The organism is Micromonospora sp. NPDC049903, assembly GCF_044460945.1.
In the GTDB taxonomy this organism is placed as follows: Bacteria; Actinomycetota; Actinomycetes; order Mycobacteriales; family Micromonosporaceae; genus Micromonospora.
The window spans coordinates 1-12,932 of sequence record NZ_JBITKL010000012.1 but is presented as its reverse complement, the minus strand read 5'-3'; the positions used below and the strand labels follow the sequence as shown (position 1 = coordinate 12,932).

Here is a 12,932-nt window from a genome sequence, read left to right as displayed (position 1 = left end):
CACCCACCGTCGGGCTAGAGCGCGGCCGCGGTGCGGACCAGCCCGGCCACCGTCCGGGAACGACTGTGCGCGGGCCAGGCCAGCACGGTCGAGACGTACGGGGCGTCGGTCAGCGGTACGGCGGTGTGCGCGCTCCACAGCCAGGACCGGGACGAGGCGCAGAGGACCGCCATGGTGTGCCCGAGGGCGATCAACTGGGCCAACTGCGACTGGTCGTGGATCTCCGGCCCCGGGCCCGGTTCGTAGCTGCCGTCCTGCCCCGGCCACCGGGCCACCGGCAGATCCGGCAGGCCACTGATCTCCGCCATGCTCAGCGAGGTACGCGCGGCGAGCGGATGCCCGGCCGGCAGGATCGCCACCTGCTGCTCGGTCAGCAGGTCCTCGGTGTCGAAACCGGCCAGGTCGTCGAAGGGCCGCTGCATCAGCGCCACGTCGGCGCGACCGTCGCGCAGCATCCGCGCTTGGTCCCCCATCCCGCACAACAACACCTCGACCTCGGCCGCGCCGGGCTCCGCCGCGTACGCCTCCAGGAGCTTCCGCAACAGTTCGTGATTCGTACCCGCCTTGGTCGCCAGCGTCAGTCGGTGCGGGGCGCTCGCCGCCCGGCGGGTGCGGCGGGCGGCGGCCGAGGTCGCGTCCAGGATCGCGCGGGCCTCGTCCAGCAGCACCCGGCCCGCGCCGGTGAGCCTGACGCCGCGCCGGTCACGGTCGAACAGCGTCACCCCGAGACGCCGTTCGAGCTGCCGGATCGCCCGCGACAGCGGCGGCTGGGCGATACCGAGGCGCTCGGCCGCCCGAGTGAAGTGCAGCTCCTCCGCGACGGCCACGAAGTACCGCAGCTCGCGGATCTCCAGCGTGTCCACCTCTCGACGGTACTGCGCTGATACCGGCGGGGTATCAGCACGTACCGAAACGGTGTAAGGAGACCGCCGCCCGCCGCGCCACCATCGGCGTCATGAGCGACACGAAGACCGCGCTGATCACCGGCGCGAACAAGGGACTCGGCTACCAGATCGCGGCCGGTCTGGGCGCACGCGGCTACCGCATCGCGGTGGGCGCCCGCGACGAGGCCCGGGGCGAAGCGGCCGTGAAGACGCTGCACGCCGCCGGGGTGGACGCGTTCACCGTGCCCCTGGACGTCACCAGCGACCGCAGCGTCACCGAGGCGGCAGAATTGATCTCCCACCAGGGCGGACGCCTGGACGTCCTGGTCAACAACGCCGGCATCTCCGGACCTACCGGGCCGGGCTGGGCGCAGGACCCCACCACGCTCGACCTGGACGTCGTACGGGCCGTCGTGGACACCAACGTCTACGGCGTGATCCGGGTGACCAACGCGATGCTGCCGCTGCTGCGCCGCTCCCCCGCACCCCGCATCGTCAACGTCTCCAGCAGCGTCGGCTCCCTCACCTGGCAGACCGACCCCACCATCGAGGTCGGCCCGATCATGGCCGCCTACTCGCCGACGAAGTCGTACCTGAACGCCATCACCGTGCACTACGCCCGACAGCTCGCGGGCACCGGAATCCTGATCAACGCCGCCTGCCCCGGCCTGGTCGCCACCGACTTCACCGGCGGCCTCGGACGCCCCGCCGAGGAGGCCGCCGCCACCCCGATCCGGCTCGCCACCCTGCCCGACGGCGGACCCACCGGCACCTTCTCCAACGACGACGGCCCCATCCCCTGGTGACCCTCGGCCGCCCCTTCGACGGCTGTCCGGCCGTCGAAGGGGCGGCCCTTTCCTGTGCCACCGAACATCGCCCCGACGAACGCGACCTCACCGACGAAGGTCACCTCGGCGAGACGGCCTGACCACCGAAGGTCCGCCTCGACGAACCAGGCGGCGCTGCCGAACATCGCTCCGACGACCGCTCGACGCGGACGAGACCCGCGCCGTCGACCAGCGTGTGCGACAGCAGCGCGAAGAAGGGAAGATCATTGTCCCAGTGCTGAGGACGCTGGGCCGAATCGACGGCAACGCCGGCACGACAGCCGCGCCTTGTCCGCCGCAGAAGCAGGCATGAGATCCGGCCTGCTCAGGCCCGTGCTGTCGCATCCACCGCAAGATCGCGCTCGATCCGGGATCGAGTGGTCTCGTCGCGCGGCGATAACCACTCGATCCCGGTTCGAGCGTGTACCTTCTCCGCGGACCGTGCGCGCACACTGACCTCGTCGGTCATCGCCGTCGCCAAGAGCAAGGTCGTTCGCAACCCGTGCCCGCCCTCGGTGTAGCGCGGCAGAACCTGCCGCAAGACAGTGACGAGTTCACGAACGGGCAGCGCTGCGAACTGTTCTGCCAGGCCATGCCGATCTTCGTCCGTGGTCATGAAGCCGACCATACGTACGAGTACACCGTCTCACGGAAGGAGAACTGATGGCCCCGCCCACCACTCCGGAACCACTCTGGAGAATCGACGACGTATCCGCCTACCTGCGGTTCCCCGTGCAGACGCTTTATCAGTGGCGCACACGCAAGTACGGCCCACCCGCCGCCCGCGTCGGCCGGCACCTCAGCATCGACCTGGGCGCGGGCGTACCCGCTGATAGAGGTCTCCTTGCCCTGGGCAACTCCGACCTGCGAGCCGAATGATCATGGTTCAACGCCTACCGCAGGTGCCGGAAGTGCAGGTCACGGCACCTGCGGTCGTCACTTGGCATTGAAGTAGCTGGCCTCCGGGTGGTGGACCACGATGGCGTCGGTGGCCTGCTCCGGCATGAGCTGGAACTCCTCGGACAACTGCACGCCGATCCGCTCCGCGCCGAGCAGCTCCACGATCTTCGCCCGATCCTCGAGGTCGGGGCAGGCCGGGTAGCCGAACGCATACCGGCAGCCCCGGTAGTCGGTGCGCAGCAGTCCGGCGAGGTCCGTGGGGTCGTCGTCGGCGACGGTACGACCGTCGGGCAGCGTCAGCTCGGCCCGGACCCGCTTGTGCCAGTACTCGGCCAGCGCCTCGGTGAGCTGCACGGACAGTCCGTGCACCTCCAGGTAGTCGCGGTACTCGTTGCGGGCGAAGAGCTTGGCCGCGTACTCGCTGACCGGCTGGCCGACGGTGACCAGTTGCAGGGCGACCACGTCCAGGTCGTCGCCGCGCGGGCGGAAGAAGTCGGCCAGGCAGAGGCGCCGTTCCTGGCGCTGCCGGGGGAAGGTGAACCGGGCGCGCTCGGCGTGGCCGTTCTCGTCCAGCAGCACCAGGTCGTTGCCCTCGGAGTACGCCGGGAAGTAGCCGTAGACCACGGCCGCCTCCAACACCTTGTCGGCGATCAGGCGGTCCAGCCAGTAGCGCAGCCGGGGCCGACCCTCGGTCTCCACCAGTTCCTCATAGGACGGACCCTTGCCGCCGCGTGCGCCCCGCAGGCCCCACTGGCCCATGAAGGTGGCCCGCTCGTCCAGCAGTGCCGCGTAGTCGGCCAACGGAACGCCCTTGACCACCCGGGTACCGAAGAACGGTGCGCGCGGCACCGGCACGTCGGCGGCCACGTCGGAGCGCACCGAGGTGTCACTCAGCTCCGGAAGCGACTCGGCGACCACGGCGCGCTGCCGCTCGCGGCGGGCCCGCCGGGCCGCCAGGGCGGCCTCCCGGTCGGCGTCGACCACGGGGGCCCCGCCGCGCTTGGCGGTCATCACCCGGTCCATCAGGGAGAGTCCCTCGAAGGCGTCACGGGCATAGTGCACCTGGCCGGGGAACATCGACCGCAGGTCGTCCTCGACGTACGCCCGGGTCAGTGCCGCGCCGCCGAGCAGGACCGGCCAGCGCTCGGCAACCCCGCGCGTGGCCATCTCGACCAGGTTCTCCTTCATGATGACCGTGCTCTTGACCAGCAGGCCGGACATGCCGATGGCGTCGGCGCGGTGCTGCTCGGCGGCGTCCAGGATGGCGGAGATCGGCTGCTTGATGCCGATGTTCACCACCTCGTAGCCGTTGTTGGACAGGATGATGTCGACCAGGTTCTTGCCGATGTCGTGCACGTCGCCCTTGACGGTGGCGAGCACGATGCGGCCCTTGCCGCCGTCGTCGGCCTTCTCCATGTGCGGTTCCAGGTACGCCACCGCAGTCTTCATCACTTCGGCGGACTGCAGCACGAACGGCAACTGCATCTGGCCGGAGCCGAACAGTTCACCGACGACCTTCATGCCGTCCAGCAGGATGTCGTTGATGATCAGCAGCGGCGCGGTGCCAGCGGCCATCGCGGCGTCCAGGTCGGCCTCCAGGCCGTTGCGCTCGCCGTCGATGATCCGCCGCTTGAGCCGCTCGTTGAGCGGCAGCGCGGCCAACTCCTCGGCCCGGGTGGCGCGCGCCGAGGCGGCGTCGACGCCCTCGAAGACCTCGATGAACCGCTGCACCGGGTCGTAGCCCTCGCGGCGGCGGTCGTAGACCAGGTCCAGGGCGATCTCGCGCTGCTCGTCGGGGATCTTGGCCATCGGCAGGATCTTGCTGGCGTGCACGATGGCCGAGGTCAGCCCGGCCTGCACGCACTCGTGCAGGAAGACCGAGTTGAGCACCTGGCGGGCCGCCGGGTTGAGGCCGAACGAGACGTTCGAGATGCCCAGCGTGAAGTTCACGCCCGGCCAGCGGCGGGCGATCTCCCGGATCGCCTCGATGGTCTCGATACCGTCGCGGCGGGTCTCCTCCTGACCGGTGGCGATCGGGAAGGTCAGCGCGTCGATCAGGATGTCGGCGCGGCGCAGCCCCCACCGGCTGGTCAGGTCCTCGATGAGCCGGCCGGCGACGCGTACCTTCCACTCCGCCGTGCGGGCCTGGCCCTCCTCGTCGATGAGCAGCGCGACCACGGCGGCGCCGTGCTCGGCGACCACCGGCATGACCCGCGCGTAGCGGGAGTCGGGGCCGTCGCCGTCCTCGAAGTTCACCGAGTTGACCACGCACCGGCCGCCGAGCATCTCCAGCCCGGCCTCGATCACCGCCGGCTCGGTCGAGTCCAACATGATCGGCAGGGTGGAGGCGGTGGCGAAACGCCCGGCCAGCTCCCGCATGTCGGTGGTGCCGTCCCGGCCCACGTAGTCGATGCAGAGGTCCAGCAGGTGCGAGCCGTCCCGGGCCTGGCTCCGGGCGATCTCCACACAGGCCTGCCAGTCGGCGGCGAGCATCGCGTCCCGGAACGCCTTGGAGCCGTTGGCGTTGGTCCGCTCCCCCACCATCAGCACGCTGGCGTCCTGGGCGAACGGCACGTGGTGGTAGATCGAGGAGACACCGGCGTCGGCCCGCGGTTCGCGGGCCACCGGCCGCACGTCGCGCATCCGCTCGGAGAGCACCCGGATGTGCTCCGGCGTGGTGCCGCAACAGCCACCGACCAGCGCGACGCCGTACTCGACGACGAACCGCTCCAGGGCGTCGGCCATGTCCTGCGGGCCGAGCGGGAAGTACGCGCCGTCGGCGGTGAGCACCGGCAGGCCGGCGTTGGGCATCACCGACACCGGGATGCGGGAGTGCTGGGCCAGGTAGCGCAGGTGCTCGCCCATCTCGGCCGGGCCGGTCGAGCAGTTCAGCCCGATCAGGTCCACGCCGAGCGGCTCGATCGCGGTCAGCGCCGCGCCGATCTCACTGCCCAGCAGCATGGTGCCGGTGGTCTCGACCGCGACGTGGCAGATGATCGGCACCTGGACGCCCGCCTCGGCCATCGCCCGCTTCGACCCGGTCACCGCGGCCTTGACCTGGAGCAGGTCCTGACAGGTCTCGATGATCAGCGCGTCCGCGCCACCGGCGATCAGACCACCGGCGTTCTGCTGGTACGCGTCGCGCAGCGTGGCGTACGCGGCGTGCCCGAGCGTGGGCAGCTTGGTCCCGGGGCCGATCGAGCCGAGCACCCAGCGGGGCCGCTCCGGCGTCGAGTACGCGTCGGCGGCCTCCCGGGCCAGCCGCGCCCCCACCTCGGACAACTCCCAGATCCGCTCGGGGATGTCGTACTCCGCGAGGTTCGGCAGGTTGGCACCGAAGGTGTTCGTCTCCACACAGTCCGCGCCCGCGGCCAGGTACGCCTCGTGCACCCCGCGCACCACGTCCGGACGGGTGACGTTGAGGATCTCGTTGCACCCCTCCAGACCGTCGAAGTCGTCGAGGGTCAGGTCCGCGGCCTGCAGCATCGTGCCCATCGCCCCGTCGGTGACGAGGATCCGGTCTGCCAGCGCGTCGAGCAACGAAGTCCGCACGCTCTCAGGTTAGTGCGACGTGGCGGCCTCTCATCCCCACGTGCGGGCCGTTCCCACATTGTGTCGCCGGGATCACCCGTCCGCTTTCGCCTACTATGTGCGCTACACCCGGCCCTTCCGGCCGCCACCGGCCGTGGTGGTGGGCCGGGGATCCGGCGCGGCCGACGGGCCGGGTACGGGCGCGGCACGTAGGCTGACTGATGTGAGGGACATCAGCGACACCACCACGCACGGCGGGCGGCCGACCGGGGCCGCCGGCGACGAGCAGGGTGAGGTGACGGCGTGACCGAGTTCGACGGGTTGCCGGTGCTGCGATCCCCGGTGGCCATCGCCGCCTTCGAGGGGTGGAACGACGCCGCCGACGCCTCGACCGCCGCCGTGGAACATCTGGAACAGGTGTGGGAGGCACGGCCGATCACCGAGCTGGACCCGGAGGACTTCTACGACTTCCAGGTCAGCCGGCCCACCATCACGATGGCCGAGGGCGCCACCCGGCGGGTGGAGTGGCCGACCACCCGGTTCACCGTGGCCAGCCCGTCCGGCACCGAACGGGACGTGGTGCTGATCCGGGGCATCGAGCCGAGCATGCGGTGGCGCACCTTCTGCGAGCAGGTGCTGGAGATCTGCCACAGCCTGGAGGTCGAGCGGGTGGTCCTACTCGGCGCGCTGCTGGCCGACGTGCCGTACACCCGGCCGCTGCCGATCAGCGGCAGCGCCTCCGACGCCGACGCCGCCCGCCGTTACCAGCTCACCCCCACCCGGTACGACGGACCGACCGGCATCGTCGGCGTGCTGCACGACGCCTGCACCCGCGCCGAGGTGGACGCCGTCTCGTTCTGGGTGCACGTGCCGCACTACGCCAACAACCCGCCCTGTCCCAAGGCGACGCTCGCCCTGCTGCACCGGGTCGAGGAGGTCCTCGACCTGCCGGTGCCGATGGCCGACCTGGCCGAGGAGGCCGCCGAGTGGGAGCAGCGGGTCCGCAGCGCCGCCGAGCAGGACGCCGAACTCGGCGAGTACGTCCGTGAGCTGGAGGAACGCGTCGGCGACGCGGGCATCACCCCGTTGACCGGGGACGAGATCGCGCAGGAGTTCGAGAAGTACCTGCGCCGCCGGGGCGGATCCGCCGGCCCGACCGCCGGTTCCTGGTAGCCCTTTCCGCTTCTTCGCGACGCCCCGGACACGGCTGACGTGTCCGGGGCGTCGTTCTGTCGCTGGCGCCTCGTGTCGGGGTGGCGCGGCACGCACCGCGTGGGGCATCCTAGGAACCTAGCTGATAGGGGGTCGGGAATGCAGATCAACCCGGGTGCCGCAGAGTTCCCGCACCGGCAGATCGCCGCGCAGCTCAAGACGCAGATCCGCCGGGGCGACTGGGGGCCGGGCGAGCGCCTGCCGTCGATCCCGGCGATCGCCGAGATGTTCGGCGTGGCCAAGCAGACCGTGCAACGCGCCGTCGACCAGCTCCGCGTCGAAGGCATCCTGATCACCAAGCCCGGCTCCGGTACGTACGTCCGCGGCACCCGACGGCGACTCAACCGGCTCTCCCGAGGCCGCTACGGCGGATTCCGGGGCTACCACACCGACCTGGCCGCCCGATACCGCCAGCAACTCGTCGCCGTCGGCCGCTCCCCCGCACCGCCCGAGGTCGCCGACGCGTTCGGCGTACCCGACGGCACCGAACTGCTCTGCCGCCGCCACCTGGTCCGCACCGAGGACTCACCGGTCGAGGTAGGCGCCTCCTGGTTCCTGCCCGCCGACACCGCCGGCACCACACTGGAGCGCGCCGAGGCGTTCGGCCGCCCGCTCTACCAGGAGGCCGAGGAGGCCACCGGACGCCGCTACGCGACCGCCACCGACACGATCACCGCGCGCCAGCCCAGCCGTGAGGAGGCCGAGACCCTCCAGATCCGGCCGGACACCCCGGTGCTGCACCTGCTGCACGTGGCGTACGACGCGCACCGCAAGCCGATCGAGGTCGCCCAGGCCACCTGGCCCGGCCCGGTCACCACGCTGACCGAGGAGTACCCGATCCCCGCCCCCACCAGCGCCCCCGACCCCGACCCCGGCCTGGTCCTCGGCTGACCCAGCTCCCCAGTCCGCGCGTCGGGCCACTCGCCGTCGACCGGATACGCCCCGCGGGGACACGCCGCCGGCCGGACACGCCCGTCGATCATGGACTCGTGACGGGCCCACGCGTCACTGGCGGGGCCCACACGTCACTGGCGGGGCCCACACGTCACTGGCGGGGCCCACACGTCACTGGCGGGGCCCACACGTCACTGGCGGGGCCCACACGTCGCTGGCGGGGCCCACGCGTCACCGATCATGGACTTGTGGCGGGGTCATATCGGCCCATCAACCAGCGAAACGACTGCCACAACTCCTTGATCGACGCTCGGCGCAGGCACAGCGCGGGCGGGGCGGGCGCAGGCCGGGTGCAGGGGTGGCGCGGGGTGGGGGGTCAGAGGCGGATGCCGAGGAGGGCGTCCAGGGTGGTGGCGAACAGGGCCGGGGCAGTGGGATCGTCGGCCGCACCGGCGAGCGTACGGTCGGCCCACTCGTCGGCCAGGCGTACCGCACCCGGGGAGTCGAGGTCGTCGGTGAGGCGGTCGCGTACGCCGGAGAGGAAGGTCTCGCCGGACGGCCCGGCGGGGGCGGCGGCGGCCCGACGCCAGCGGGCCAGCCGGTCCTGGGCGGTGGTCAGCAGATCGTCGGTCCAGGAGCGGTCGGCGCGGTAGTGGCCGGTGAGCAGGGCCAACCGCACGGCCATCGGGTCGACCCGGTCGGCGCGCAGCCGGGAGACGAAGACCAGGTTGCCGCGGGACTTGGACATCTTCTCGCCGTCCAGGCCGATCATGCCGGCGTGCACGTAGTGCTCGGCGAAGGGCAGCGTGCCGGTCAGCCGCTCGGCGTGCGCGGCGGAGCACTCGTGGTGCGGATAGACCAGATCGTTGCCGCCGCCCTGGACGCCGATGGTGGCGCCGAGCAGGTTCAGCGCGATGACGGTGCACTCGATGTGCCAGCCGGGACGGCCGGGGCCGAGATCGCCGCCGGGCCAGGAGGGTTCGCCCTCGCGGGCGCCGCGCCACAGCAGCGGGTCCAGCGGGTCGCGTTTGCCGGCCCGGTCCGGGTCGCCGCCGCGCTCGGGGAAGATCTCCAGCATCTCGTCGCGGGACAGGTTGGACTCGTAGCCGAAGCGCGGTGCGGTGGAGACGTCGAAGTAGACGTCGCCGGTGCCGTCCTCGAGGCGGTACGCGGCGCCGTCCTTGAGCAGCAGCAGCACCTTCTCGGCGATGTCCGGGATCGACTCGACCGCGCCGACGTAGTGTGCCGGCGGGATGATCCGCAGCGTCTCCATGTCCTCCCGGAACAGCGCCGTCTCCCGCATCGCCAGGACCTTCCAGTCCTCGCCGTCGCGTTCGGCGCGTTCCAGCAGCGGGTCGTCGATGTCGGTGACGTTCTGCACGTACCGCACCTCGTGGCCCGCGTCGCGCCACATCCGCTGCACCAGATCAAAGGTGATCATGGTGGCGGCGTGCCCCAGGTGGGTGGCGTCGTACGGGGTGATGCCGCAGACGTACATGGAGGTCGGTCCGTCGGTCGGGTGCACACCCTGCCGCGCCGAGTCGTACAACCTCAGCGGCCCACCCCTGCCCGGCAGCCGCGGCACCTCGTGCCCCACCCAAGACTCCATGACCGTCAGCCTAGCCAGCCGACCGTGGGCGTCACGCCGGGCTCTCCAGTGATCAAGCCGACATGGTCACACCGGCGGCCACGGCACGGCCGGCCAGTCGTGGGACGGCTGCGGGAAACGGCACTCCTCGCGGAGCCGACCGATCCGAGCGGCCAGTTCGGTGATCTCACCGATGGTGAGGTGGTCGGCGAGGTCGTCGCCGAGCGGGCCGGCGACCTGGACGGCGAGCCGGTCCAGCGTCTCGACGGCGTCGGGCGGCAACTGACGACCGGCCCAGCCCCAGAGCACCGTCCGCAGCTTGTCCTCGACGTGGAAGCTGACGCCGTGGTCGACGCCGTACAGCCGGTCGTCCGGCCCGACCAGGACGTGGCCGCCCTTGCGGTCGGCGTTGTTGATCACCGCGTCGAGCACCGCGAGTCGCGCCAGTCGCGGGTCGTCGGCGTGGGCCAGCGCGTACGCGGTGCCGTCGTCGTCACGGGCCGCCGCCACCGGGAACCAGCGGGGCGGTACGGCGTCGGCCGGCACAAACCCGACGAGCGGCTCGGCGTCGTCCGGCTCGTCGATCCACAGTTGGCAGGAGCCCGGGCCGAACGGGCCGTCCCGCAGCACCGTGAGCGGCACCAGGTCCCAGCCACTGGCGGCGGAGACCAGGTAGGCGGCCACCTCCCGACCGGCCAGGGTCCCGTCCGGGAAGTCCCAGAGCGGGCGCTCACCGCGTACCGGCTTGTAGACGCAGCGGGCGGTCGCGCCGTCCAGGGTGAGGATGCCGCGCAGGGTGGTGTTGGAGGCGTCGACCAGCCGGCCCTCGATGCTCAGATCACCGTCGCGCAGCAGCCGCAACGCCGCGCCACCGTCCTGCCGGGGTGCCAGGCCGGACGAGGTCACCGGTGGTAGCCGTTGTTCCGGGGGCAGAGGTGGCCGGCCGGGTCGAGCGGCTGGCCGCACAGCGGACACGGAGGACGGCCGGCGTTGACCACGCGCCGCGCCCGCTCGATGAACTCGCGGGTCGCCTCGGGCGTCAGCCGGACCCGGAGCCGGTCGAGGTCCTCGTCCGGCTCGACGTCGTCGGCCTCGTCCTCCTCCGACTCCCCCAGCTCCAGTTCGCTCTCGGCCTCGCCGACGGCGATCGCCTCGATGACCACGGTCGCGGTGTCCGCGTCGAAGGCCAACCCCAGGGTGCCGACCCGGAACTCCTCGTCGACCGGCGTCTCCAGCGGCTCGTTGTCACCCAGCGAGGCGGGCGCCTCGGGCAGGTCGACGCCGAAGCGACGCTGCGCCTCGGTGAGCAGTTCCTCCAACTTCTCGGCGAGCAACGAGACCTGGACCTTCTCCAGCGCGACGCTGACCACCCGGCCGTCGCCGCGGGCCTGGAGGAAGAACGTGCGCTCCCCCGGCGGCCCGACGGTCCCGGCGACGAACCGCTCAGGCGGCTCGAAGGCGTGCACCTGGTGCGTCATACCCACGACCCTATCCGGCGGCCCGACACGCCGCGCACCCCACCGACCCGAGTCACCGCACGCCGCCCGCACCACCACCGACGGCGGCGTCCGAGTCCGCCGGCCGGGTGGTCCGGCGACGTCGCTTGCCAACCGGCGGCACCAACCCGGTCAGGTCGCCGCCGACGTCGTTGAGGCGTACCAGGAAGGGACGCAGTGGCGTGTAGCGGATCGCGGTCACCGACGCCGGGTCGACCACGATCCGCTGGAAGAGATCCAGGTGTACGCCGAGCGCGTCGGCGACGATCGCCTTGATCACGTCGCCGTGGCCACAGGCCAGCCAGACCGCCTCCGGGCCGTGCTCGGCGGTGATCCGGGCGTCCCAGGCGCGCACCGCCGCGACGGCACGGGCCGCCATCTGCGCCATCGACTCCCCCTCGGGAAAGACGGCTGCGCTCGGGTGTTGCTGCACCACCGCCCAGAGGGGCTCCTTGGCCAACTTCTTCAGCGGCTGGCCCTCCCAGGTGCCGTACCCGCACTCGATGAGCCCGTCCTCGACGACCGGCGCGGCCTGCGGGAGGGCGAGTTCGAGAGTCTGCCGGCAGCGGATGAGCGGACTGGTCACCACGGCGGCCAGCGGCAGGTTCGCCAGTCGCTCGCCGACGGCCCGAGCCTGGGTACGCCCGGTGTCGTCCAGTTCGACCGGTTGCCGACCGGCCAGACCGCCGTCGGCGTTGGCGGTGGTGCGTCCGTGTCGCAGGAGCAGAAGTGTCGCCACCCGCACCACCCTAGGCCCTCACCGCCGCCCGTCCCCGCCCGTCCCGTCGGTAGCGCCGACCCCGACATACCTCGCGTGTCGCACCGAACGGCACGTCGCTCGTTTCCGCGCGCGACAGCGACCGTCCCGGCGACGTCGTTCGGGCGGGGGATGAAAGGAGGGGTCCCCTGCTAACGCCTGGTGCATAGCAGGGGCCCCCTCCTAACACCGCGGCACGAGGAGAGCCCAGGGTGGGTAGATCTGTGGTCGCTCTGGCGACCACAGATCTACCCACCGTCGGCGCAGTCGCTCGACCTCAGCCGAATCACGCGATGCATCTGGGGCCTTTGTCCGCTATTCACCGCTTGGCAGTGGAATTCTCGGCGGCCGGGTGTCGTTGTAACGAAGACCGGCCGCCTCCAGCGCGCCCGCATGCCCTCAGGCCCGCATGCCCTCAGGCCCGCCCGCCCGCGAGCCCTGGCTCCCCCACCGGGAATGACCCGCCCCCACCGGTCGTTACACCTGGACCCGGCACCGCGAGCGGCCACCACACCCCGCCAACCCGGGCCACCCTCCCCGAGAACCAGCCCAGCGCCAGACGGCGTCGGCACCGCATCCCCCTGCGGCGCCCTACCTCCGAATGGAGCTACCCCCATGAACACCATGCTGCGCAACGGCGTCCTGGCCATCGCCGGACTCACCGTCGCAGGCGGCCTCGCCGCCGGCCCCCTCAACCACACCACCACCGACACCACAGCGACCAACCCCATCACCGCCGCCATCCAGGCCGACAACCCCGACACCAACACACTCATCCCGCACGGCGTGCAGGGCACCCAATCCCGCATCGACGTCAACGACGAGCAGATCGCCAACGCCAAG

12 protein-coding genes and 1 pseudogene are annotated in these 12,932 nt (G+C 71.6%); 6 read left to right on the top strand and 7 right to left on the bottom strand.

Translation table 11 applies throughout. From position 1 onward, the window contains the following. Positions 1–14 precede the first annotated feature (14 nt). Positions 15–854: a LysR family transcriptional regulator gene (locus ACIBO1_RS19265; RefSeq protein WP_396748534.1), complete on the bottom strand. Its 840-nt coding sequence runs from the start codon at positions 852–854 to the stop codon at positions 15–17. Between the two features lie 101 nt (positions 855–955). Between ACIBO1_RS19265 and ACIBO1_RS19260 the strand changes: the two genes are divergently transcribed. Continuing rightward, on the top strand, positions 956–1,690 hold the full coding sequence (locus tag ACIBO1_RS19260) for an SDR family oxidoreductase (protein ID WP_396748271.1): 735 nt from the start codon (positions 956–958) through the stop codon (positions 1,688–1,690). After that, positions 1,687–1,812, top strand: coding sequence for a hypothetical protein (locus ACIBO1_RS19255; protein WP_396748269.1), 126 nt, complete (start codon positions 1,687–1,689; stop codon positions 1,810–1,812). Before ACIBO1_RS19260 ends, ACIBO1_RS19255 begins: the two co-directional genes overlap by 4 nt. Before the next feature lie 224 nt (positions 1,813–2,036). Here ACIBO1_RS19255 and ACIBO1_RS19250 read toward each other — a convergent pair whose 3' ends face one another. Continuing rightward, positions 2,037–2,327 (bottom strand): hypothetical protein, encoded by a 291-nt coding sequence (locus ACIBO1_RS19250; RefSeq protein WP_396748267.1) that lies wholly within the window; start codon positions 2,325–2,327, stop codon positions 2,037–2,039. Between the two features lie 47 nt (positions 2,328–2,374). Between ACIBO1_RS19250 and ACIBO1_RS19245 the strand changes: the two genes are divergently transcribed. Further along, positions 2,375–2,590, top strand: coding sequence for a helix-turn-helix transcriptional regulator (locus ACIBO1_RS19245; protein WP_396748265.1), 216 nt, complete (start codon positions 2,375–2,377; stop codon positions 2,588–2,590). A gap of 57 nt (positions 2,591–2,647) precedes the next feature. On the opposite strand, the gene metH is transcribed toward ACIBO1_RS19245, so the two are convergent. Continuing rightward, positions 2,648–6,163, bottom strand: coding sequence for a methionine synthase (gene metH / locus ACIBO1_RS19240; RefSeq protein WP_396748263.1), 3,516 nt, complete (start codon positions 6,161–6,163; stop codon positions 2,648–2,650). Positions 6,164–6,445: 282 nt separating this feature from the next. Here metH and ACIBO1_RS19235 point away from each other — a divergent pair, with 282 nt between their 5' ends. After that, positions 6,446–7,315 (top strand): PAC2 family protein, encoded by an 870-nt coding sequence (locus ACIBO1_RS19235; protein WP_117229830.1) that lies wholly within the window; start codon positions 6,446–6,448, stop codon positions 7,313–7,315. Between the two features lie 138 nt (positions 7,316–7,453). Further along, the gene (locus ACIBO1_RS19230) at positions 7,454–8,245 is read left to right on the top strand and encodes a GntR family transcriptional regulator (RefSeq protein ID WP_396748261.1); all 792 of its coding nucleotides are present in this window, start codon (positions 7,454–7,456) and stop codon (positions 8,243–8,245) included. Positions 8,246–8,624: 379 nt separating this feature from the next. Here the strand turns inward: ACIBO1_RS19230 and mshC are convergent, their stop codons facing one another. The 4 genes from mshC to ACIBO1_RS19210 all read right to left on the bottom strand — a co-directional run bounded on the left by mshC (position 8,625) and on the right by ACIBO1_RS19210 (position 12,080). Next, complete coding sequence (gene mshC / locus ACIBO1_RS19225; RefSeq protein WP_396748259.1) at positions 8,625–9,857, bottom strand: cysteine--1-D-myo-inosityl 2-amino-2-deoxy-alpha-D-glucopyranoside ligase; 1,233 nt, start codon at positions 9,855–9,857, stop codon at positions 8,625–8,627. A 66-nt stretch (positions 9,858–9,923) separates the two neighbouring features. After that, a complete protein-coding gene (locus ACIBO1_RS19220) occupies positions 9,924–10,742 on the bottom strand; it encodes an SCO1664 family protein (RefSeq protein ID WP_396748257.1) in 819 nt (272 codons plus the stop codon). Next, on the bottom strand, positions 10,739–11,314 hold the full coding sequence (locus ACIBO1_RS19215) for a DUF3090 domain-containing protein (protein WP_396748255.1): 576 nt from the start codon (positions 11,312–11,314) through the stop codon (positions 10,739–10,741). The genes ACIBO1_RS19220 and ACIBO1_RS19215 overlap by 4 nt, the downstream gene beginning before the upstream one ends. Positions 11,315–11,366: 52 nt before the next feature. Further along, complete coding sequence (locus ACIBO1_RS19210) at positions 11,367–12,080, bottom strand: MSMEG_4193 family putative phosphomutase (RefSeq protein ID WP_396748253.1); 714 nt, start codon at positions 12,078–12,080, stop codon at positions 11,367–11,369. 624 nt (positions 12,081–12,704) lie between these two features. On the opposite strand from ACIBO1_RS19210, the pseudogene ACIBO1_RS19205 reads away from it, so the two are divergent. Then, positions 12,705–12,932: pseudogene (locus ACIBO1_RS19205) on the top strand (hypothetical protein); the annotation flags it as partial.